Below are 22,777 nucleotides of genomic sequence, written 5' to 3' on the forward strand. Positions count from 1 at the left end.
TGGGGCGTTACAGCTGTTCGATGTCGATGCTGTTGATGGTGACGTCCTCTACCGGGCGGTCGCCCATGCCGGTGCGCACACCCTCGATGGCGTCGACGACCTTCTTGGATTCCTCGTCAGCCACTTCACCGAAGATGGTGTGCTTGCCCTGGAGCCAGTCCGTGGGAATGGTGGTGATGAAGAACTGTGACCCGTTGGTGCCCTTGCCCATCTGGATGCCCGCGTTGGCCATGGCCAGCTTGTAGGGCTGGTTGAAGGTCAGTTCCGGGTGGATTTCGTCATCGAAACGGTAGCCGGGGCCACCGGTTCCACGGCCCAGGGGGTCTCCGGCCTGAACCATAAAGTCCTTGATGATGCGGTGGAAGATGGTTCCGTTGTAAAGCGGGGTGCCGGTCTTGTCCTCGCCGGTTTCCGGGTGGGTCCAAGCCTGCTCGCCGGTGGCAAGGCCAACGAAGTTCTTGACCGTCTTGGGCGCGTGGTTGCCGAAGAGGTTAACCACGATGTCGCCGAGGCTGGTGTGAATGGTTGCTTTTGCGGTTGCGATTGCAGTCATAGGCCTCATTCTCCCATGACCGTTATGGGCGGCCACGGCTGCGGGCGCAGTTCCGCGCTGGGTGAAATCCCCCTGAAATCCGCAGAGTGAATAGCCCGTGGTGATCTGGGCACGTAGGCTAACGACAGAACCGTCACATTAATCGGGAGGTAGTTGTGAAGAAATCGGATCGTATTACCCGTGACCTTGAGCAGTCGGTCACCACTGCGGTGGAAAACGCCAAGGACTGGGCCGGCCCCCGGGTGGAAGCTGCTGTGGATTGGGCTGTTCCCCGTCTCCAGCAGAGCCTGGATACCGCATCTCCCAAGATCCAGGAAGGCCTGAAGACGGCTGCACACAGCCTGGCCGACGGTGTTGCCACCGTGACTCCCCGGATCCAGGACGGTCTGGCCCAGCTGGCACCCAAGATCAATGACGTCGTCGAAGGCGCGTCACCCAGGCTGCACGAAGCGCTGGACAAGGCCACTCCCGTTGTCCTGAATGCCCGTGACCGGGTAGTGGTGGAGTACCTGCCCAAGCTCTCGGACCAGATCGGAGTGGCATCCGGTGCAGTGCACCGCACCCTGGAAAACACTCCGGCACGGGTGGACGCGGTAGCGCAGAAGCTGGGCGATGTGGGAATCATCCATGCCATCCAGGAACAGGCACAGGCAACCGGTACCCAGCTGAAGGCAGCCGCAGCAGGAGCCAGCCGGGCAGTGGATGTGCAGCTGGCCCAGCCGGAGAAGCCCAAGAAACGTGGGTGGCTGGTCTTCGGCGTTGTGGCAGCTGCCGTGGCCGCTGGTGTCGCCGCGTGGAAGGCATCCAAGCCGGTGGAGGACCCCTGGAAGACCCCCTCGCCGGTCACGCCAACTCCTGCTCCGGTTCCCGCCACGACCGTCAGCGACGTGAAGGAAGACTCCGCAGACGCCGCCGGCAAGACTGCCTCCGCTGCCGGATCCGCCGCAACTGCAGCTGCAGAGAAGGCCGGTGATGTGGCAGAAACCGTAAAGGAAAAGTCCGAGGACGCCGCGGACAAGGCCAAGCACGTGGCCGGGGATGCCGCTGAAGGTGCCAAGAACGCCGCAAACGACGCCAAAAAGGCCACCGAGGAAGGCAAGGACAGCACGCAGGCCTAGTTGTCCCGCCGCACATTAAGGGGCTCCGTTTCGCGGGGCCCCTTTTTGTGTGCCTCGAACAGGCCCTCCGGCCAGCCCCCCGCAGATTCCGAAGCACGGCCCTGTACCCATGGCAGGGCATGGCCCGGATGCTAGATTTGTAGTGATGTCAGCCGATCGACCCTCTGGGGATGCCGTGAACGACGCAGCCGTACAGCTCCGCGTGTCCATTGTCATCCCGGCATACAACGAGGAAAGCGTAATTAGGCAGTGCCTCATAGCTGCCATCTACCAGTCCGTTCCCGCCCACGAGATCATCGTGGTGGACAACCTTTCGAAGGACCGGACCGCTGACATTGTCCGCCAAATGCAGCTGGAGTATCCGGAAAGCCCCATCATCCTGCTGAGCCAGGACCGGGAACAGGGCCTTATCCCCACCCGCAACTTCGGGCTGGACAGTGCCACCGGGGACATCCTGGGGCGGATTGACGCAGACTCCATCGTGGAACCCGACTGGGTGGAGCAGGTGCAGAAGGCCTTCGCGGACCCGTCCGTGCAGGCTGCCACCGGCCCCGTGGTGTACTACGACATGCCGATGCGCCGTTTTGGGCTCAAGGCGGACGACAAAATGCGCCAGCTCATGTTGAAGCTGGCCAAGCACCAATACCATTTCCTGTTCGGCTCCAACATGGCCCTGCGCGCCACTGCCTGGGAAATAATCCGCTCCGAGACCTGCCGGGACGAGAAGGACGAGATGCACGAGGATATCGATTTGTCCCTGCATCTGGCCGACCATGAGCTTCCGGTCCGCTACTGGCCGCAGATGGTGTCCGGGATGTCGGCAAGGCGGCTGGAGGATTCGCCGCGGGACTACCGCTACTACGTCACCCGGTTTGACCGGACCTACAAGGCCCACAATGTCAGGAAGATGGCGCTCAAGGCCCCCATGGTGGTCTTCTTCTCGGTGTATTTCCCGGCCAAGCTCCTACGGGCCATCCACACCGTCAATACAGCCCAGCCAGTGCGCCGCGGCGGTCAATAGCTCAGTCCGTCCCCAGCTCCGCGAGGCGCTCCGACGGCGGCTCGCCCCCGGGTGCCGATCCGCGCCGGTTTGCCCGGCCGGACCGCCTGCCCGCGCTGCGTTGCCCCAGGACCACGACGGCCAGTCCGGCCAGGATCAGGCCGAGCCCCGCGTATGTGCCCGCCGGCAGGGTCTCTTGCAGGAACACAGCCGCCAGCAGCGCAGCCCCCGGGATCTCCAGGAGGATGATCATGGAGACGATGAGCGGGCTCATGGTAGCCAGCAAGTGGTTGAACGCCGTGTGGCCGACGAGTTGCGCGCACACGGTGATGGCTGCGATGCCCAGCCATCCTGCGGGCTCGAAGCCCGCCAGGGGCTGTCCGGCGATCAGGGCCAGCACGGCCACAATGGCGGCGCACATCCCGTAGCAGAGCGTGGTATAGGTTCCGGTGGTCATGCTTTGCCGTGCCTTGCCGCCAGCAAGCGTATACAGGCCTGCCAGCGCGCCGCCGGCCATGGCCAGCAGGTCTCCGATGAGGGCCTGCGGGGAGGCTCCCAGGTCGAAGCCGGTGATGGCCACAACGCCGCCGAAGGCGATGCCCAGCCCGGCCAGAACCTGCCAGCGGTGGCGGGTTCCCCGGAAAAGCTGGAAGACGGCGATCCAGGCGGACTGCAGGCAGACCAGGGCTGTGGCTGCCGCTACAGAGGTGAGCTGCAACGAGGTGATGAAGCAGGCGAAGTGCAGTGCAAGGGCGACGGCGGCCAGCGACGACCAGCGGAACTCACCGCGGGTCACCATGCCAAACTGGCGGGGCTGCCGGACCAGGGTGGGAGTGGCCATGACAGCCGCTCCGATGGCGTTGCGCCAGAACGCAATAGCCAGGGCGCTGACGCTGGTGGCGCCGAGCGTAGCCGCAATCAGGGGACCGGATGAAGCGACACCAAGGACGCCGAGGGCCGCCAAGAAGAAGTTCATTGCACGCCCCTGATGCTCGTCCCTCGCGGAGATGGAAAGCGAAAAGTCCCGGCCGGCGTTTCCGCTGACCGGGACTTTCTTATGGTGGAGGCACGGGGACTCGAACCCCGAACCCCCTGCTTGCAAAGCAGGTGCGCTACCAATTGCGCCATGCCCCCATAAGAAGCAACCCGTCCATCATACCCTAGAACCATCAGAGCCTTGACAGCTCCCGGAACGGGTGTCCGTGCTAGTCAACCGTATCGGTTGACTTGCTCCAGACTGTCTTCTGGGCTTCGGATTCCTGTGCTTTCCGGTAGACCAGGAAGCCCGCGATTGCCGCTGCCAGTACAAGCAACTTCTTCACATGCTCCCCGTTCCAGCCATGCCCGGTGAAACCGGACCAGACCCTTTATTGAAACCTGCACAGGTTCCGTGGGCGTACCAGGACTTGAACCTGGGACCTCTTCGTTATCAGCGAAGCGCTCTAACCGCCTGAGCTATACGCCCCGATGCCTCATCGGGCCGAGATATGACTGTACAGCACACCCCGGCCCGATCTCAAATCGGGCTGTTTCGGCCGGTTGGACCGCCGGAAACAGCTTCCTAATCGTCAGTGAGGGTAACGCCGATGCCGCCCACCAGGGTGGCAGAAATGTTGTAGAGGACAGCGGAGAGCATGGACAGCGCCGTCAGCAGGACGACGTTGACCACGGCAATGATGGTGGCGAAAGAGGCCACCTGTCCCAGCGAGGCCACCTTCTTCAGTTCGAAGCCGCCGCTCTCGGAGCCGGCGAGGGTACCGAGCAGGCTGTCCACCTGGTCAAAGATCCCCGTCAGGTCCAGGACCGTCCAGAGGACAATGGCGGCCACCACGGTCACGATTCCGAGTGCCACGGAGAGCAGGAACGACATCTTCAGGACGGACCACGGGTCCACCCTGCTGATCAGCAACCGGGCCCGGCGGACCTTCGCCTTCGGCGCCGGCTTGACCAGCCCTGGGGTCCCCTGGCCAGGACGCTGCCCTGCCGGTGCCGGACGCTGCCCCTGCTGGCCCTGGGAGGGACGCTGGCCGGGCTGCGCGGGACGGTCTCCCTGCTCCGGGCGCTGGCCCGGGGCCGCAGGGCGCTGGCCTGGAGCGCCGGCAGGAGCGGCCGGCCGCTGCTGCGGACGTACGGGGGCGTTCACGCGGGGTGCCGCTGAGGGGCGGTTCCCGTCGGGAACAGTACTGTTCGGCTTGGGAAATGAGTCGGAATTACTCACTCGTTACCTCCGTGTTGTCTTCGTTCGGCTCAGCGTCGCCCGAGGCGTCCTCTGACTCAACGGCCGGTGTTTCTTCTGCCATTCCTGGGGCGGCGGATTCCCCAGCGGTCCCGCCATCTTCAGCCAACGTTACGTCATCCCCCGTGGATTCATCGTCCTCAAGACCGCGTTCACTGTTGCGCGCCACCTCAATGATCCGGTCATTCTTGTCCGGTTTGGCGAAGATGACGCCCATGGTGTCACGGCCCTTGGCCGGAACACCGGCAACGGAGGACCGGACAACCTTGCCGCCCTCCATGACCACCAGGACTTCATCCTCCTCATGGACAATAAGTGCCCCTACGAGGTGGCCGCGTTCTTCCTGGTACTTGCCCACCTTGATGCCCAGGCCGCCGCGGCCCTGGAGCCGGTATTCCTCCACCGCCGTGCGCTTGGCATAGCCGCCCTCGGTTACGACGAACACAAACGAACCGTCGGTGACAACATCGGCGGCCAGCAGTTCGTCATCCTCACGGAACTTCATGCCGGTAACGCCGGATGTGGCACGTCCCATGGGGCGCAGCGCGTCATCGGTGGCGGTGAAGCGGATCGACTGGCCCTTGCGGGACACCAGGAAGAGGTCGTCGGTTTCCGAGACAAGCTGGGCAGAGACCAGTTCATCGCCGTCGCGCAGGTTGATGGCGATCACCCCTGCGGAACGGTTCGTGTCATAGTCCTCCAGCCTGGTTTTCTTCACCAAACCCCTCTTGGTGGCCAATACCAGGTAAGGCGCCTGCTGGTAGTCCTTCAGGTCCAGGACCTGGGCGATGTGCTCATCCGGCTGGAACGCCATCAGGTTGGCCACGTGCTGGCCCTTGGCGTCCCGGCCCGCTTCCATCAGCTCGTATGCCTTGGCACGGTAGACGCGTCCCAGATTGGTGAAGAACAGCAGCCAGTGGTGGGTGGTGGTTACGAAGAAGTGCTCCACCACGTCGTCGCCGCGCAGCTGGGCACCCTTGATGCCCTTGCCGCCACGCTGCTGTGAGCGGTAGTTGTCGCTGCGGGTGCGCTTGACGTATCCGCCGCGGGTGATGGTGACCACCATCTCCTCTTCGGGGATCAGGTCCTCCATGGACATGTCGCCGTCGTAGCCCATGAGGATCCTGGTGCGGCGGTCATCGCCGTGCTTGTCCACGATCTCACCCAGTTCAGCACTGATGATCTCGCGCTGGCGCTGCTCGGAGCCCAGGATCTCCTTGTACTCGGTGATCATGGCTTCCAGCTCAGCGTGCTTTTCCTGGATCCGCTGGCGTTCCAGCGCGGCCAGGCGCCGCAGCTGCATGTCAAGGATGGCCCGGGCCTGAAGCTCATCGATGTCCAGCAGTTCCATCAGCCCGTCACGTGCGGCCTCGGTGGTGTTGGAGGCCCGGATGAGGGGCGATGACCTCATCCAGCATGTCCAGTGCCTTCAGGAGGGCCCGCAGGATGTGGGCTTCTTCCTCGGCCTTGCGCAGGCGGTACCGGGTGCGGCGGGCAATGACGTCCATCTGGTGCGTCACCCAGTGTCGGATGAACGCATCAAGGCTCAGGGTCCGCGGGACACCGTCCACGATGGCCAGCATGTTGGCGGAGAAGTTGCTTTGCAGCTCGGTGTGCTTGTAGAGGTTATTCAGCACCACCTTGGGCACGGCGTCACGCTTCAGGACGATGACCAGGCGCTGCCCGGTGCGTCCGGACGTCTCGTCGCGGAGGTCGGCGATGCCCTGGATCTTGCCGTCCTTGACCAGTTCGGCGATCTTGATGGCCAGGTTGTCAGGGTTTGCCTGGTACGGAAGCTCTGTGACGACCAGGCAGGTGCGGCCCTGCAGTTCCTCAACGGCAACCACGGCGCGCATGGTGACGGAACCGCGGCCGGTCCGGTAGGCATCTTCGATGCCCTTGTGGCCAAGGATGGTGGCGCCGGTTGGGAAGTCCGGGCCCTTGACCCGTACCAGCAGTTCCTCGAGGAGTTCCTCGCGGGTGGCACCGGGGTTGGACAGGTACCACTGGACGCCTTCGGCCACTTCCCGGAGGTTGTGCGGCGGGATGTTCGTGGCCATGCCAACGGCGATGCCCGACGAGCCATTCACCAGCAGATTGGGGAACCTGGCCGGCAGGATGGTGGGTTCCTGGTTCTTGCCGTCGTAGTTGTCCTGGAAGTCGACGGTTTCCTCGTCGATGTCCCGGACCATTTCCATGGCCAGGGGGGCCATCTTGGTTTCGGTGTACCGCGGCGCCGCGGCGCCGTCGTTGCCCGGTGAACCGAAGTTGCCCTGGCCCAGCGCCAGCGGGTAGCGCATGGTCCAGTCCTGGATGAGGCGCACCAGTGCATCGTAGATGGCGGTGTCGCCGTGCGGGTGGTACTGGCCCATGACCTCGCCCACCACGCGGGCGCACTTGTTGAAGGAACGCTCGGGGCGGTACCCGCCGTCGAACATCGCGTACAGCACCCGGCGGTGTACGGGCTTGAGGCCGTCACGGACGTCGGGGAGGGCACGGCCCACGATGACGGCCATGGCGTAGTCCAGGTAGGAACGCTGCATTTCCGTCTGCAGGTCCACCTGTTCTACACGGTCGATCAGCACGTCGCCTTCAAGAACGGTGTCCGGAGTTCCGGCCTCGGGGGCGGGAATCTCGGGGGTTTCGTCGCTCATTCTTTATTTTCCGTTTCAGGTATATGTCTAGTTCTGAATACTTTGGAGCGGGTCCTTAGATGTCCAGGAACCTGACGTCCTTGGCGTTCTGCTGGATGAAGTTGCGGCGTGATTCCACGTCTTCGCCCATGAGGACGGAGAAGATCTGGTCGGCGGCAAGGGCGTCGTCCATGGTTACCTGCAGCAGCGTGCGGTGGTCCGGGTCCATGGTGGTGTCCCACAGCTCGGTATAGTCCATCTCACCCAGGCCCTTGTAGCGCTGGATTCCGTTGTCCTTGGGTATGCGGCGTCCTGCGGCCTGCCCCGCCACCAGCTTGGCGTCGCGTTCACGGTCGCTGTAGACGTAATCGTGCGGTGCGTTGGACCACTTGATGCGGTACAGCGGGGGTTGTGCCAGGTACACGTAGCCGTTCTCGATCAAGGGCCGCATGTAACGGAACAGCAGGGTCATCAGCAGGGTGGTGATGTGCTGACCATCCACGTCGGCATCCGCCATGAGGACAATCTTGTGGTACCGCAGCTTGGCGAGGTCGAAGTCTTCGCCGATGCCGGTACCGAATGCGGTGATCATGGACTGGACCTCCGCGTTGCCGAGTGCCTTGTCCAGGCGGGCACGCTCCACGTTCAGGATCTTGCCGCGCAAGGGCAAAATGGCCTGCGTCTCCGGGTTGCGGCCGCGCTTGGCGGAACCACCGGCGGAGTCACCCTCCACGATGTAGACCTCGCACTTTTCCGGGTCCTTGGAAGAGCAGTCGGAAAGCTTGCCGGGCATACCGAAGGACTCCAACGGGCTCTTGCGCCGGGCGTTGTCGCGGGCCTTCCTTGCTGCCATCCGGGCCTGCGCGGCGGAGATAGCCTTGCGGATGACGTCGCGGGCGGGACCCGGGTTGCGCTCCAGCCAGTCGCCCAGGCCGTCGGTTACGACGCGCTGGACGAAGCCCTTAACCTCGGAGTTGCCCAGCTTGGTCTTGGTCTGGCCTTCGAACTGGGGCTCAGCCAGCTTGACGGAGATGACGGCTGTAAGGCCTTCACGGATGTCGTCGCCGGTGAGGTTGTCATCCTTCTCCTTGATGATGCCCTTTTCCCGGGCGTACCGGTTGATGAGGGACGTCAGGGCAGCGCGGAAACCTTCTTCGTGGGTGCCGCCCTCATGGGTGTTGATGGTGTTCGCGTAGGTGTGCACGCTCTCCGAGTAGGCGCTGGTCCACTGCATCGCCATTTCAAGGGCAATCTTGCGTTCCGTGTCCTCGGTTTCGAACGCGATGACGTCCTCGTGGACCACCTCCACCTTCTTGCCGGAATTCAGGTGCTTGACGTAGTCCAGCAGGCCATCGTTGTACTGGTACACCACGGTGCGGTGTTCGGCCTTGACCTCACCCTCGGTGCTGAGGTCGTCAAGGTCCAGATCGCCGTCCGCGTCATCGCCGGCTTCCTCGCGCTCATCCGTGAGCGTGATGCGCAGTCCCTTGTTCAGGAACGCCATCTGCTGGAAACGGGCACGAAGCGTCTCAAAGTCGAACTCGGTGCTTTCGAAGATCGCCGGATCCGGATAGAAAGTCTGGGTGGTGCCCGTGGCGTCGGTCTCTTCGCCCTTGACCAGGCTGCCATGGGGCTTGCCACCGTCGGCAAACGACATTCTCCACACGTGCCCCTGGCGCCGCACCTCGGTGTCCACGCGGCTGGAAAGGGCGTTGACCACCGAGATACCCACGCCGTGCAGGCCACCGGAGACGGCGTATCCGCCGCCCGCCGAACTTGCCGCCGGCATGCAGGATGGTCATGACCACCTCGACGGTGGGTTTGTGTTCGGTGGGGTGCATGTCCACCGGGATGCCGCGGCCGTCATCCACCACCTTGACGCCGCCGTCAGCCTGCAGGACTACCTCAATATGGCTGCAGTAGCCGGCCAGCGCCTCGTCCACAGAGTTGTCCACCACTTCGTAGACCAGGTGGTGCAGGCCACGGGGTCCCGTGGAGCCGATGTACATACCGGGACGCTTGCGGACAGCTTCCAGGCCCTCAAGCACAGTGATGTCACTGGCCCCATATTCCCGTTGATTGCCCACGGCAGCCGGGGTATCCGGGGTGCGGCCATCCTCGACTGCTGTATCTGCTGCCAGAATATCTGTATTGTCGTTAGCCACAGGCGCTGCGACTCCTCTGTTCTCGATGATGGCCGGCCGGTTTCTCTTCCCCCAGGGAAAAGCCACCGCCAACAGGCACAAACTTATGGCGCCGGTGACTTGCTGACGGTTGGTGATCCGCGCTCCACACGCGGAAAGCGCGCGGAGAACGGACTGAAGTCAACGTTTCATCCGCGCCCAGTTATCTACTCAGATTCTACCGCGAACAGCCTCATATCCCCGCATTCCAGGGCCTCCGGCACCAGCGAACATGGCTCTGCGAGGCTCTCCGTCCTGCCTAGGGCGGCCCAACGGTACGCCCTCCGGGTGCCTATACACGCTTCGGCCCTTGCAGCGCCCTACACGCCTTCGAACGCAGTTTCAAGAGGTGCCGGCCGGACTATCCGTACGTGTCCCGGGGGCCGCGGCCGTTGACACTGCGTCCACCCTTGCGCCAGCTCGGTGCCGAGGGGCCCAGTACCTGGATGCTGGTCACCACGCCGTCTCCGAGTTCCCGGCGGAATTTCTCGAGGAGGCTGCTGCTCAAAAGCCTGAGCTGGGTGGCCCAGGCAGTGGAATCGCACCGCACGTGCAGGGTGGTGTCGGTAAAGCTTTCGGGTGTGCAGTGGGCCGAGATTTCGGGTCCCACCAGGGTGGCCCACTCCGCCATGACGGAGCCGACGGCCACCGGCGAGGTCCAGCCGCGCTCTGCCACGAGCCGTCCAACAACCTTTCCCAAGCCCAATGGATCGCGGCCGGTGGCATGGAACTGGCTGAAGCCCCGGGTGTCACGGATACCGCCTTTAGCCTTTTGCGAGCCCGGCCGGGCCACCCTGCGGCGGACTTCACCACGCGCGGCCGCGGCTTCGCGCATCCGGTTCAGCGCGGCCTGCGGGGCATCGATGTTGTCAGGCTCGCGGCCGGGCTGCCGCCCGCCGTCCTGCTCACTGCTCATCAATACCTCCCGGGATGACTTTCACCCGCCGCCCGGACAGCTCTTCCGGAATATCGGCGTCGACGGCGGCGGTCACCAGGACCTGTTCCGCGCCGGAGACTATAGCCGCAAGTTTACGCCGGCGCTGGACGTCCAGTTCAGCAAAGACGTCGTCCAGGATGAGGATGGGAGCCGAACCGCCGGTCCGGGCATCGTCCAGCATCACGTAGTAGGAGGCCAGGCGGAGGGACAGACACATCGACCAGGTTTCCCCATGGGAGGCATATCCCTTGGCGGGCGCCTGGCCCAGCATCAGCTCAAGTTCGTCGCGGTGCGGCCCAACGAGGGATATGCCCCGTTCCAGTTCCTTCTTCCGGGACTCGGCAAAGGCCTGGACATACCGTTCCGTCAGCTGCTCCACCGAGAGAAGACGCAGGTCATCCTGCTCATCCGAAGAACCTCCGGCAGCGGTGCGCTGCGCACTTCCGGCCGGAACGCCGTCGTCGTCCATCTGGTTCTGCAGCGTTGAGCGGTAGGTGGCATCAGCCGCTTTGGTTCCGTCCGTGAGCCCCGCGTAGGCCCGGGCCAGGTGCGGCCGGAGCCGTTCCACCAGCTCCAGCCGGGCGTGCAACAGCTCCGCTCCGGCCCGGGCCATGTGCTGGTCCCACACGTCAAGGGTCGATTCATGCGCGGCAGTGAACTTTCCGGCCCGCGCGGACTTGAGCAGTGCATTGCGTTGTTTCAGGACACGGTCGTAGTCACTGCGGGTGGCGGCGTGGTGCGGGATGAGGCTGGCCAGCAGCTCATCCAGGAAACGGCGGCGGTTGGACGGATCACCCTTGACCAATGCCAGGTCCTCCGGGGCGAAAAGGACAGTCTGGCAAATGCCGAGCAGGTCGCGGGCACGCACCGGGTTGCTGCGGTTGATACGTCCCCGGTTGGCACGGCCTGCGTTGATTTCAAGCTCAAGGACCGTGGTCTGGGTGCCGCGTACCAGCCGGGCACGCACGAGGGCCCGGTCCGTGCCGAACCTCAGCAGCGGTGCATCGGAACTCACCCGGTGTGAGCTGAGCGTGGCCAGGTAGCCGATGGCCTCCATGAGGTTGGTCTTGCCGATGCCGTTGTACCCCACCAGGACGGTGACGCCCGGGCCCAGCGCGAGGTCAACCTGGGCATAACTGCGGAAGTCGGTCAGTGAAAGGTGTTCCAGATACACGCGGTTTTCGGCAATTCTGGGAACACTTCTGGTTCCCGGTGGGTGCTACTTGGCGGGACGGGTCGCGTGCCCGCCAAACTGGTGGCGCAGCGCGGAAACCATTTTCATGGCAGGAGAGTTGTCTTCCCGGGATGCGAACCGGGCGAACAGCGCAGCGGTGATGGCCGGCGCGGGGACTGCGTTGGCAATGGCTTCTTCCACTGTCCACCGGCCCTCGCCCGAATCCTCCACGTAATCATCGATCGAGGACAGTCCAGGATCCTCATCCAGTGCCTTGACCATGAGGTCAAGCAGCCATGAGCGGACCACCGTACCCTTTTGCCAGGCCCGGAATGTGCCGGGCAGGTCGGTGACGATGTCTTTGGCCGCGAGAAGTTCATAACCCTCGGCATACGCCTGCATCAGGCCGTATTCGATCCCGTTGTGGACCATCTTGGCGTAGTGGCCGGCACCGACTCCGCCGACGTGTACAAAGCTGTCCGCGCGCTCACCTTCGGGGCGCAGCGCATCAAAGACCGGCAAGGCGCGCTCGATGTCCGCGGCGTCGCCGCCGGCCATCAGACCATAGCCGTTCTGCAGGCCCCAGACGCCGCCCGAAACACCGCAGTCCGCGAAGCGGATCCCTTTGGTGGCAAGCAGTTCACCGTGCCTCTGGTCTTCGGTGAACCGGGAGTTGCCGCCATCGATGACCAGGTCGCCCGGCTGCAGTTTCTCACTGAGTTCCGTGATCACGGCATCAGTAATGGCCCCGGACGGAACCATCACCCAAATGATCCTGGGCGCAGGGACAGCGGCTATCAGGTCATCGACGCTGGGGGCATCAGTGACGTCGGGGTTCCGGTCGTAGCCAGTGACCTCCACTCCGCCCTTGCGCAGCCGCTCACGCATGTTGAATCCCATTTTGCCGAGGCCGATCAGTCCAATGTGCATGATGGAACTCTTTTCTGCGCTAGTGGGAGGGTGGGTAGCCAAACTGCGTGGGCCCACGCGGCCAGGGAACCCTGGCCGAGCTTGCGAGGCGAGGGTGGCGGTGGGGACTAGTTGGGAAGGCGGACGGGCATCACGAGGTAGCGGTAGTCGTCCTGGTCTTCGCCATCGGCCTCTGCCTGGGCCGTGATCATGGCCGGCTTGGGCGCCGTGGTGAATGAGAACCGGACAAACTTGGTCTCGATGACGCTGAGGCCCTCGATCAGGTAATGCGGGTTGAAAGCCACGGTGATGTCATCGCCGGACAGCTGCGCCTCGAGCTCTTCGGATGCCTGGGCGTCCTCGCCGGTGCCGGCGTCCAGGTTCAGCAGGCCCGCGGTGAAGGCGAGCCTGACCGGGGTGTTGCGTTCCGCAACGAGCGAGACACGGCGCACGGCTTCCACCAGTTCCTGGGTCTGGACCGTGGCGTGGATGGGGGTGGACTCGGGGAACAGGGAACGGATCTTGGGGTAGTCACCATCCACCAGCAGCGACGTGGTGGTGCGGCCGCCGCTTTCGAATCCGATGAGCCGGCTGTCGTCGTCGGAGAGTGCGAGGTTGATGTCCCCGCTGTTGCCCAATGTCTTGGCTACCTCGTTCAGGGTTTTGGCCTTAACCAGGGCACTGGTGGAGATGCCGGGAGTGACTGGCTTCCAGGGTACTTCGCGCATCGCCAGCCGGTAACGGTCCGTCGCCAGAAGCGTGATGAGGTCGTCCTCTATCTCCATCCGCACGCCGGTGAGGATGGGAAGCGTGTCGTCCTTGCTTGCGGCGATGATGACCTGGGAAACGGCCTGGGCAAAGGCGTCCCCCGGAACGGTTCCGCTGATCGCAGGCAGGGCAGGCAGTGGGGGGTATTCGGCTTCAGGCATTGTGGCCAGGTGGAAGCTGCTTCGACGGCAGGTAAGCGTGACTTTGTTGCCATCGGTTTCGACGTCCACCGGCGCAGAAGGCAGGCTTCGGCAGATGTCGGCGAGCAGCCGGCCCGAAACCAGAATGGTGCCTTCGTCCCTGATATCTGCCGTGATTTCCAGCCTTGCCGAGGTCTCATAGTCGAAGCTGGAGAGGCTGACGGTTCCTGCTTCAGCCTTCAAAAGCAGGCCGGAGAGGACAGGCACTGGCGGCCGCGGAGACAACGACCGGGCTGTCCATGTGACGGCTTCTGCCAGGACGTCCCGATCGACTCTGAACTTCACGGAAGGGTGCCGCCTTTCATTGCTGCTGCCATGTGAACCCGGGAATTTCGCTGGGAAACTCCGGAAGAAGTTGGGCGCGCCCTGGTTGGTGCATGGTCCATGGATACCGAAACCACACGAAAACCCAAGGATGGGAGCGCTGCTGACAGCTTAGCCGGAAGATCCGGGATTAACCCATCCCCCGGGGTCCGGTCCTGCTCCCCACCGGGGCCGGCAGGCCCCTCGTCGGACGTTCGGATTGGTCTTGTTGTTTGAGGGATTTCAATTTCTTGGGATTTGTAGTGTTAATAACTGCTGTGGAAACTGTGGATAACCCCATCCTGCCCCGCGGATTGGCGGTTAAGCCCTGTTCACGGGTTGTGTGTTAAGGGGTTTTAAACAGGGTGTGGATGGGGACAACGGGAAAGCCCATTTTTAACGATCCACAGGCGCCTTAAGGGTTTTAAGCCCATTAACCGCGCTTGTCCCCTTAACTATCCACAGGCTTATCCACATGCCCCTGTTAATAAGGTATAGAGCAGGCCGCGCACTGTGGATCAGGAGTCCCGTTGTTGCTGCTTGATCCGGTTGGTCAGCTCCGTCACCTGGTTGTAAATCACACGGCGCTCGGCCATCAGTTCGCGGATCTTCCGGTCGGCGTGGATAACCGTGGTGTGGTCGCGGCCGCCGAGTTCCTGCCCGATCTTGGGAAGTGACATGTCCGTCAGCTCCCGGCACAGGTACATGGCGATCTGCCTGGCGGTCACCAGCGTCCGGGTGCGGGACTTGCTGCACAGTTCTTCCATGCTGAGCTTGAAGTAGTCAGCCGTCTGCTGGAGGATCTGGGCGGACGTAATCTCCTGCGCGCCATCGTCCGTGATCAGATCCTTGAGGACCATCTCGGCGAGGGCGACATCCACGGGCTGGCGGTTCAGGCTTGCGAAGGCCGTGACCCGGATCAGTGCACCTTCAAGTTCGCGGATGTTGCTGGAAATCTTGGAAGCGATGTACTCCAGGGCATCATCCGGGGCCGACAGGCCCTCGCTCAGTGCCTTCTTGCGGAGGATGGCGATGCGGGTCTCGAGTTCCGGCGGCTGGATGTCCGTCAGCAGCCCCCACTCGAACCGGGACTTCATCCGGTCCTCGAACCCTGCCAGCAGCTTGGGCGGCTGGTCCGAGGTGATGACCACCTGCTTGTTGTTGTTGTGCAGTGAGTTGAAGGTGTGGAAGAACTCCTCCAGCGTCCGGTCCTTGCCGGCCAGGAACTGGATGTCATCAATGAGCAGCACGTCCACATTCCGGTACGTGGTCTTGAAGCTCGCACCTTCGTCGTCGCGGATGGAGTTGATGAAGTCGTTGGTGAATTCTTCGGAGTTGACGTAGCGGACGCGGATGCCGCTGTACAGCCGCCGGGCGTAGTGGCCGATGGCGTGCAGGAGGTGCGTCTTGCCCAGCCCCGAGTCGCCGTAGATGAAGAGCGGGTTGTACGCCTTGGCCGGAGCTTCGGCGACGGCGACGGCGGCGGCGTGCGCAAAGCGGTTCGAGGAACCGATCACGAACGTGTCGAAGACGTACTTGGGGTTCAGCCGGCCAAACTCGTGGGAAGTGCTGGGCAGCATGGGCTGCGGCTTCTGCTCGATCAGCTGGTCGGGTGCGTAAGCGGGTTCGACGACCGGCTCAGGCTCCTTGTGGACGGGAACCAGATCGGTGTCGACATCGATGGCGCAGCGGATGTCTTCGGAGAAGACGTTATGGAGGGCATCGTCCAGCGCGTCCTTGACCTGGGTCTGCAGCACTTCCCTGGTGAGCTCGTTGGGAACGGCCACCAGGAGGGTGGATCCGATCAGGCCCTGCGCCTGGGCCAGGATGACAAAGCCCCGCTGGCGTGGTGAGACGCGGTGGTCCTGTTCCAGCAGGCTGACAACCCGGCGCCAGGAACTTCCGACAGTATTGGCGTGGTTGGCTTCGTCTACTGTCATCAATCGGTTCCCTCAAAACTTGAAATGCCTGCATTGCCTGCAGCCCAAGTCCGGAACCAGGGTGCTGGCCCCACTTAATCCACAGGGTTATGCACAGTCCGTGGATAATCGGCTACTGGGACACTCTAGGGGATGAAAAGCCTAGAAGATAGCTGGCTATCCGGCTGTGGATAATTACATGGTTGTGGTTCTCCAAACGTCCCTGTGAGCCACTTCATCCACAGGCTGTTGGGGATAGTTAGACACAGCTGGGGACAGGCGGCAGGGGCGCTTCCGGTTTGACTAAGGACCGCGAATTGCCCTAACGTTGTGAAGTCCTTTGTGTCCGCTTTTTGGCCCCATCTGAACTCTCCAGACGCAGTGCGTGTGGTCAGCCGGGGGAAGCGTGCATATACAAAACTTAGCGTCGGCCAGTTCTTCCCCATACTGATCGGGTGGGCGCACCTTTGATCCACTGGAGTAACTAACGTGAGCAAGCGGACTTTTCAGCCGAATAACCGCCGTCGAGCCAAGAAGCACGGCTTCCGCCTTCGTATGCGTACCCGTGCCGGCCGTGCCATCCTGGCAGCCCGTCGTGGCAAGGGCCGCACCGAACTGTCGGCCTAAATAACTGGCTTGTCGGTAGACATCCCTTTGCGAGTTTAAGGTGCTGGCCACCCGCAACCGCCTGAGGACCTCAACCGATTTTTCAACAACTGTACGTTCCGGTGTCCGCAATGGGCGCCGGAACGTAGTGTTATATGCGGCAGCTATCGATGCCGACGAACCCAGCCGGATCGGGTTCATTGTTTCCAAGAGTGTAGGGAACGCTGTGGTCAGGAACCTCGTTAAGAGGAGACTGAGAGAAGCAGGTGCTGCATCGTTGCGTGAGCACGGTACGGGACTCGCTATCGTGGTGCGGGCGCTTCCTGCGTCCGCTTCCGCCAGCTGGGACCAGCTGCTGTCGGACTACAACGCTGCACTGGAATCTACGGTGAACCGGCTGGCTGGCCGCCCTCCACGGGCTGCCGCGAAAGGTTCAGCCGGTACAACACAGGAGGGGACAACGCGTGTCTAACGCCACCGCCGTCGTCGCCCGTTTCCGTGAGGTGCCTGCCGCCGTCGGGAAGTTCCTCTGGAACCTGCCCCGGAACGTCCTCATTCTTCTGCTGATGGCCTATCGCAAGGTGGTTTCGCCCTTGTACGGGCCGGTCTGCAGATTCTTCCCTTCATGCTCGGCCTATGCCCTTGAAGCGGTCACCGTCCATGGCGCCGTCAAGGGAAGCTGGCTCGCAGTCCGGCGCCTTGGCCACTGCCATCCATGGAACGCCGGCGGAGTGGACCACGTCCCCGCCGGTCACAGGGAATGGCCCGCAGGCCAGACCCCCACAATTGTTGTGCTGAACAATCCGGACACGTACCTGGTTGCTCGGACTGATGAAGAAGGCCGCAGTGCGGCCTGACGAATAGGGATAAGTATGGACTTCTTTGAAACAATCATGTTTCCGTTCAAGTGGCTTGTGTCCGTCATCATGGTGGGCTTCCATGAAGGCTTGAGCGCAATCGGCCTGCCGGAAGCGTCGGGCTGGACGTGGACGTTGTCCATCATCGGTCTGGTGCTGGTGATCCGCGCCGCCCTGATCCCGGTATTCGTCAAGCAGATCAAGGCGCAGCGCGGTATGCAGCTGCTCCAACCTGACCTGAAGAAACTGCAGGACAAGTACAAGGGCAAGACCGACCAGCTGTCCCGCCAGGCAATGGCGCAGGAACAGATGGCCATGTACAAGAAGCACGGAACCAACCCGTTCTCCGCGTGCCTGCCCATGCTGATCCAGATGCCCTTCTTTTTCGCCCTGTTCCAGGTTCTTTCCGGCATCAGTTCCGCCAAGACGCAGGGCAAAGGCATCGGTGCCATGAGCCAGGAACAGGTGGTGCAGTTCGATGAGTCCAGCATTTTCGGGGCTCCGCTGTCTGCCGCCCTGCTGCACGGCGGTGCCACCAACGTAGCCGTGGTGGTCCTGAGCATCGTGATGATCATCGCCATGACGGCCTCGCAGTTCATCACCCAGAAGCAGATCATGGCCAAGAACATGTCTGAAGAGGCCATGGCAAGCCCGTTCATGCGCCAGCAGAAAATGATGCTGTACATCCTGCCCATCGTCTTCGGTGTGGGCGGCATCAACTTCCCCATCGGTGTCCTCATCTACTGGACCACCACCAACCTTTGGACCATGGGCCAGCAGTTCTTCGTCATTCGCCGCATGCCGACGCCGGGATCCCCCGCAGCAAAGGCCCTCGCCGAACGTCGCGCCGCCAAGGGCCTGCCCGCCCTGTCTGTGCTGACCGGCAAGCGGGATGAAGCAGCCGATGCCGCCGCGGCTGCCGCAGTTGAGATCAAGGGACAGCGCGTTCAGCCCCAGCGTAAGAACAGGAAGAAGAAGTAATGTCAGCCGAGAGCACCGAGCACGCCTTCTCTGAAGAGATCGAAGATCAGGACGAGTCCGTGAACCAGGATGCTTCGTCCGCCAAGGGTTCGGCTGTCAGCCGCCTCGAGGAAGAGGGGGACGTGGCTGCGGACTACCTGGAGGAACTGCTGGACATCGCCGATATCGACGGCGACATCGACATTGAGGTCCGTAACGGCCGGACGTACATCTCCATCGTGGCCGAAGAGGAATCCGAAGGGCTGGAAGGCCTGGTGGGCGAAGACGGCGAGGTCCTTGAAGCCCTCCAGGAGCTCACCAGGCTGGCCGTCCTGTCCGCCACCGAAAACCGTTCCCGGCTTGTCCTGGACATCAACGGCTACCGCCAGGAACGCACCGGGCATCTGCAGAAGATCGCCGAGGATGCCGCAGCTTCCGTGAAGGAAACCGGCAAGTCGGTGGCCTTGGAACCGATGAGCGCCTACGAACGCAAGATCGTGCATGATGCCGTGGCCGACCTCGGCCTGGTCAGCGAGTCCGAGGGCGAAGGCGCCGGACGCCACATTGTTGTTTCCGCAGACTAGAGAATGCTGACCCGATAACCATGGTTGACATCACGGCAGCAGAGCTTCGCGCTGCTGAGAAGATCTTCGGCGACCGCCTGGAACTTGCCAAGCGCTATGTGGAGCACCTGGCCACTTCCGGTACGGAGCGCGGCTTGATTGGCCCGCGCGAGGTTCCCCGGCTGTGGAGCCGCCACGTGCTCAATTGTGCTGTCATCGAAAGCGAGATCGCCCACGGAAGCCACGTTGCCGACGTCGGAAGCGGCGCCGGACTGCCGGGCCTGTGCCTTGCCATTGCGCGCCCCGACCTTGAGTTGACGCTCATCGAACCCCTGGAGCGCCGGGTGATCTGGCTTCAGGAAGTGGTTGATGACCTTGGCCTGGACAACGTCACAGTCATGCGCTCCAGGGCCGAGCTTGCCGTGGGGCACGTGGAGGCTGACGTGGTCACGGCCCGGGCGGTATCCGCGTTGACCAATCTTGCCGGCCTCACCATCCCGCTTCTTGGCGGTCACGGTGAAGTTGTTGCCATTAAAGGCCGCAGCGCGGGCGAGGAAATCGAGAAGGCGGCCAAGACCATCCGCAAACTGGGTGGCGTCGAGACTTCTGTGCGGACCGTCGGTGACAACCTCCTGGAGGAGCCCACCACGGTGGTCCGCATCGTGGTGAAGAAGTCCCAAAAGAAGTCCTAATGCGGGCCCGCTGACGGCTGTCAGCAGGCCGGAGCAGCTAGGCTAGACAACGGCAGCAAATTTGGCTGAACGAGAGTGAGTGTGCCCCAGTGACCAGTAGTGAAGCCTCCGCACAACGGATCCCGCCGTTTGTGTCCTTGGGGTCGGCACGTTCTGTCGCTGGTTCGGGGCTGGCAGGCACGGCCATGGCTCCCGGGAGAGGTGGAAATCACCCCAAGACGGTTGCGAGCTCCTCCGGCAATGCAGTTTCACGTGAAACAACCTCTTCCGGTCGATCGAACGTCATTGATGCGATTGATGACTCAAGCCCTATTGCCCGTGAGCTTGCGCATGAGACGAAGCGCCGTGAGCGATTGGTGGGCCGTCAGCTCCCGCGCCCTGAAGAGACCCGCATCTTCACCGTTTCCAATCAAAAGGGCGGTGTTGGTAAAACCACCACCACCGTGAACATCGCTGCTGCACTGGCGGCGGCCGGACTGAACGTCCTGGTCATCGATATTGATCCCCAGGGGAATGCGTCCACCGCGCTGGGAATTGAACACCATGCCGACGTGGACAGCATTTACGACGTGCTCATCAACGACCTCCCGCTGGCCGATGTTGTTGCCCCGTGCCCTGACATTGGAAAACTCATCTGTGCCCCGGCCACGATCCATCTCGCAGGTGCCGAGATTGAACTGGTTTCGCTCGTTGCCCGCGAACAGCGGCTGCGGAGGGCCATCGACGTCTACGCGAAGACGCGTGAGAAGAATGGTGAAGAGCGCCTCGACTACGTCTTCATCGACTGTCCGCCGAGCCTGGGGCTGCTGACGGTCAACGCCTTTTGTGCTGCCAGTGAGGTGCTGATCCCTATCCAATGCGAGTACTACGCGTTGGAAGGCCTCAGCCAGCTCCTCAAAAACATCGAGATGATCCAGAAGCACCTCAACGCGGACCTCGTTGTTTCAACCATCCTTTTGACGATGTACGACGGCCGAACCAACCTCGCTGCACAGGTTGCCGCGGAGGTACGTCAACACTTCCCCGACCAGGTGCTCTCGGCTGTGGTTCCGCGCTCGGTGCGGATTTCCGAAGCTCCCAGTTACCAGCAGACCGTCATGACGTACGATCCGTCGTCCAGTGGCGCACTGTCCTACCTGGAAGCCGCAGCCGAAATAGCGGAACGCTAAAATCTTCAATACCGCAACGCACGGAGCCAGGCTGGTCCTGGGCTCTACCACTGGAGGGATTTACCCATGAGCGAGAAGCGACGGGGCCTAGGCCGCGGTCTTGGCGCGCTGATTCCTAGTTCCGCCGCAACCAATGGGTCCGGGAACGGTGGGGCGGTATCCCGGCCTGTGGATCTGTTCTTTCCGGAAGGCCGCAAGAAGACGGAGCCGCTGGAACAACCTGCAGAGGCGCCCGCTGCCGAGACGCAGGACAGTGAAGCCACAGTTCCCGACCCGCGGCCGTCTGCAGCTAAGCCAGCAGCCGTCGAGTCCGTATCAGACCAGGACAGCGACGGTAAGAAGTCGGCTTCTGCAACTATCGGGGCTCCGGCAAAAAAGTCTGCTGCAAAGAAGACTCCCGCGGCAAGCTCCGTGAGGGGACGCGAAGCCTCCCCTGCAGTGGATGAAACTCCGGTTGCGCCTGAGGCTGACAGTGCGGCCGGCAACGCAGGAGCGATGCTGACTGCCGGAGCGAAGGCGCCGGAGGACACCGGTGTTGAGCTGGTTGAAGTACCCGGTGCCCGCTTTGCAGAAATTCCGGTCTCCGACATCCATCCGAACCGGAAGCAGCCCCGGAATGTCTTCGATGAAGACGACATGGCTGAGCTGGTGCACTCGGTTAGGGAAATCGGCGTCCTTCAGCCAATTGTGGTTCGTAGTTCAACCGAACCCGGTAGCGAGCCGTACGAACTTGTCATGGGTGAGCGCCGCTGGCGTGCCGTGCAGGCAGCGGGGCTGGAAACCATACCCGCCATCATCCGGGACACCACCGACGATGACCTTCTCCGGGACGCGCTGCTTGAGAACCTCCACCGGAGCCAGCTGAACCCCCTTGAAGAGGCTGCCGCGTACCAGCAGCTCCTCGAAGACTTCGGCACCACCCACGAGCAGCTCGCGGACCGCATTGGCCGTTCCCGGCCCCAGGTGTCCAACACTCTTCGCCTGTTGAAGCTTCCCCCACTGGTGCAGCGGCGTGTTGCTGCTGGTGTGCTGTCCGCCGGCCATGCGCGGGCGCTTCTGGCACTTCCTGACGCTGCCGCCATGGAGCGCCTTGCGCAGAAGATTGTTGCTGAAGGAATGTCTGTTCGTGCCACGGAGGAGGCAGTCACCCTTTACCAGGATCCGACCAAGCCCGCCAAGAACAACGTTCCGCGTCCTGGCGCGCGGCATGAGCGCCTGGACTACCTTGCCTCCTCGCTCTCGGATCGCCTGGATACCAACGTCAAGATCTCCCTTGGGGTAAGGAAGGGCAAAGTCAGTATCGAATTTGCCAGTGTAGAGGACCTCAACCGGATTATGGATGTACTGGCTCCCGGTTCAACTAACTAGCCTGTCCGCAAAAGGCCCGATTCATTGCGAATCGGGCCTTTTGTTGTTCCTCTGAACATCTGCGGGCTCCACCTGGTTCAATTCATCGTTTGCCTGCTCCACGTATGACTCCCCTTCCGTCGGGCGGGGACGCCCGTGGCTAGTGGATACGCCTCCGGGTAAGGAACGGCAGTCCTCAGATGTCGGTTTGTAAATGTCCGGCAGGTCTCAACGTGCATCCATGTACTGTGCTTTGCATCTTCGGTCTTCAAGCGGTTGGGCGCCACGAACACCCAACAATGCACCTTTATCTCGCAGCAGTGACTGCAATTGGGTGCTTGAGGTTCGGTTGTTGAGCCGTTCCCCTAAGCCGGTGGCAGGTGTTCACTGCGCTCGTGAGACGGCAAGCTTCCTAGGTGCGTGCTCGCCTGACAACCTGCACCGAAGTACCGGTAGTGTTTCACGTGAAACGGCCTCTTGAAGCCTCGGACGTAGCTGGCTCCGCTTTCGAGGGTGCGCCCTTCTCGTTTAGCGGCTTCTGCTCAAAGCCGGATGCTCCGTGAGTAGCGGAATAGCAGGATGGGAACTGTTTCGCGACGGTGTTGGTGCAGCGAGTGAGGGCCATTTTTGATTTCCGGGTTCGCCTACGG

Annotated in this window: 19 protein-coding genes, 2 tRNA genes and 2 pseudogenes; 10 read left to right on the plus strand and 13 right to left on the minus strand. The window is 62.5% G+C overall.

Annotated features, from left to right (window positions below):
• Nucleotides 1-7 precede the first annotated feature (7 nt).
• A complete protein-coding gene (locus QFZ57_RS04895; RefSeq protein ID WP_306629324.1) occupies nt 8-553 on the minus strand; it encodes a peptidylprolyl isomerase in 546 nt (181 codons plus the stop codon).
• Between the two features lie 155 nt (nt 554-708).
• On the opposite strand from QFZ57_RS04895, the gene QFZ57_RS04900 reads away from it, so the two are divergent.
• Nucleotides 709-1,671 (plus strand): hypothetical protein, encoded by a 963-nt coding sequence (locus QFZ57_RS04900; protein WP_306898414.1) that lies wholly within the window; start codon nt 709-711, stop codon nt 1,669-1,671.
• A gap of 145 nt (nt 1,672-1,816) precedes the next feature.
• Nucleotides 1,817-2,692, plus strand: a complete 876-nt coding sequence (locus tag QFZ57_RS04905; RefSeq protein ID WP_306629326.1) for a glycosyltransferase — start codon at nt 1,817-1,819, stop codon at nt 2,690-2,692.
• 1 nt (nt 2,693) lies between these two features.
• Here QFZ57_RS04905 and QFZ57_RS04910 read toward each other — a convergent pair whose 3' ends face one another.
• From QFZ57_RS04910 to dnaA, 12 genes and pseudogenes are all read right to left on the minus strand, one after another.
• Entirely contained in the window at nt 2,694-3,647 is a 954-nt protein-coding gene (locus QFZ57_RS04910; RefSeq protein WP_306898417.1) for a DMT family transporter, read from the minus strand.
• An 82-nt stretch (nt 3,648-3,729) separates the two neighbouring features.
• Nucleotides 3,730-3,805: transfer RNA gene (locus tag QFZ57_RS04915), tRNA-Ala, on the minus strand.
• A gap of 71 nt (nt 3,806-3,876) precedes the next feature.
• Nucleotides 3,877-3,993, minus strand: coding sequence for a DLW-39 family protein (locus tag QFZ57_RS04920; RefSeq protein WP_306629327.1), 117 nt, complete (start codon nt 3,991-3,993; stop codon nt 3,877-3,879).
• A 69-nt stretch (nt 3,994-4,062) separates the two neighbouring features.
• Nucleotides 4,063-4,136 (minus strand) — tRNA-Ile (locus QFZ57_RS04925).
• A 96-nt stretch (nt 4,137-4,232) separates the two neighbouring features.
• Nucleotides 4,233-4,889 carry a DUF3566 domain-containing protein gene (locus QFZ57_RS04930; RefSeq protein ID WP_306629328.1) on the minus strand — a complete coding sequence of 219 codons (657 nt, stop codon included), beginning with the start codon at nt 4,887-4,889 and terminating at the stop codon, nt 4,233-4,235.
• Nucleotides 4,882-7,561: pseudogene (gyrA, locus tag QFZ57_RS04935) on the minus strand (DNA gyrase subunit A). The gene QFZ57_RS04930 and the pseudogene gyrA overlap by 8 nt, the downstream one beginning before the upstream one ends.
• Before the next feature lie 55 nt (nt 7,562-7,616).
• A pseudogene (gyrB, locus tag QFZ57_RS04940) lies at nt 7,617-9,705 on the minus strand (DNA topoisomerase (ATP-hydrolyzing) subunit B).
• Nucleotides 9,706-10,084: 379 nt separating this feature from the next.
• Nucleotides 10,085-10,639 (minus strand): DUF721 domain-containing protein, encoded by a 555-nt coding sequence (locus QFZ57_RS04945; RefSeq protein WP_306629330.1) that lies wholly within the window; start codon nt 10,637-10,639, stop codon nt 10,085-10,087.
• Nucleotides 10,629-11,834, minus strand: a complete 1,206-nt coding sequence (gene recF / locus QFZ57_RS04950; protein ID WP_306898421.1) for a DNA replication/repair protein RecF — start codon at nt 11,832-11,834, stop codon at nt 10,629-10,631. The genes QFZ57_RS04945 and recF overlap by 11 nt, the downstream gene beginning before the upstream one ends.
• Before the next feature lie 45 nt (nt 11,835-11,879).
• A complete protein-coding gene (gnd, locus tag QFZ57_RS04955; RefSeq protein WP_306898423.1) occupies nt 11,880-12,764 on the minus strand; it encodes a phosphogluconate dehydrogenase (NAD(+)-dependent, decarboxylating) in 885 nt (294 codons plus the stop codon).
• Between the two features lie 107 nt (nt 12,765-12,871).
• Nucleotides 12,872-13,996, minus strand: a complete 1,125-nt coding sequence (dnaN, locus tag QFZ57_RS04960) for a DNA polymerase III subunit beta (RefSeq protein ID WP_306898425.1) — start codon at nt 13,994-13,996, stop codon at nt 12,872-12,874.
• Nucleotides 13,997-14,532: 536 nt separating this feature from the next.
• Complete coding sequence (gene dnaA / locus QFZ57_RS04965; protein ID WP_306629334.1) at nt 14,533-15,954, minus strand: chromosomal replication initiator protein DnaA; 1,422 nt, start codon at nt 15,952-15,954, stop codon at nt 14,533-14,535.
• Nucleotides 15,955-16,422: 468 nt separating this feature from the next.
• Here dnaA and rpmH point away from each other — a divergent pair, with 468 nt between their 5' ends.
• From rpmH to QFZ57_RS05005, 8 genes are all read left to right on the plus strand, one after another.
• Entirely contained in the window at nt 16,423-16,560 is a 138-nt protein-coding gene (gene rpmH, locus QFZ57_RS04970) for a 50S ribosomal protein L34 (RefSeq protein WP_003800212.1), read from the plus strand.
• Between the two features lie 40 nt (nt 16,561-16,600).
• Nucleotides 16,601-17,011, plus strand: a complete 411-nt coding sequence (gene rnpA, locus QFZ57_RS04975) for a ribonuclease P protein component (protein WP_306629335.1) — start codon at nt 16,601-16,603, stop codon at nt 17,009-17,011.
• Nucleotides 17,004-17,396, plus strand: a complete 393-nt coding sequence (gene yidD / locus QFZ57_RS04980; protein WP_306629336.1) for a membrane protein insertion efficiency factor YidD — start codon at nt 17,004-17,006, stop codon at nt 17,394-17,396. Before rnpA ends, yidD begins: the two co-directional genes overlap by 8 nt.
• 15 nt (nt 17,397-17,411) lie before the next feature.
• Nucleotides 17,412-18,377, plus strand: a complete 966-nt coding sequence (gene yidC / locus QFZ57_RS04985; RefSeq protein WP_306629337.1) for a membrane protein insertase YidC — start codon at nt 17,412-17,414, stop codon at nt 18,375-18,377.
• Nucleotides 18,377-18,940, plus strand: coding sequence for a Jag family protein (locus QFZ57_RS04990; RefSeq protein WP_306629338.1), 564 nt, complete (start codon nt 18,377-18,379; stop codon nt 18,938-18,940). Before yidC ends, QFZ57_RS04990 begins: the two co-directional genes overlap by 1 nt.
• A 20-nt stretch (nt 18,941-18,960) precedes the next feature.
• Nucleotides 18,961-19,611 (plus strand): 16S rRNA (guanine(527)-N(7))-methyltransferase RsmG, encoded by a 651-nt coding sequence (gene rsmG / locus QFZ57_RS04995; RefSeq protein WP_306629339.1) that lies wholly within the window; start codon nt 18,961-18,963, stop codon nt 19,609-19,611.
• Between the two features lie 89 nt (nt 19,612-19,700).
• Entirely contained in the window at nt 19,701-20,780 is a 1,080-nt protein-coding gene (locus QFZ57_RS05000) for a ParA family protein (RefSeq protein WP_306898451.1), read from the plus strand.
• Nucleotides 20,781-20,846: 66 nt separating this feature from the next.
• Complete coding sequence (locus QFZ57_RS05005; RefSeq protein ID WP_306898453.1) at nt 20,847-22,148, plus strand: ParB/RepB/Spo0J family partition protein; 1,302 nt, start codon at nt 20,847-20,849, stop codon at nt 22,146-22,148.
• The last annotated feature ends 629 nt before the right edge of the window (nt 22,149-22,777 follow it).

It is taken from the genome of Arthrobacter sp. B1I2 (assembly GCF_030816485.1).
Taxonomy (GTDB): domain Bacteria; phylum Actinomycetota; class Actinomycetes; order Actinomycetales; family Micrococcaceae; genus Arthrobacter.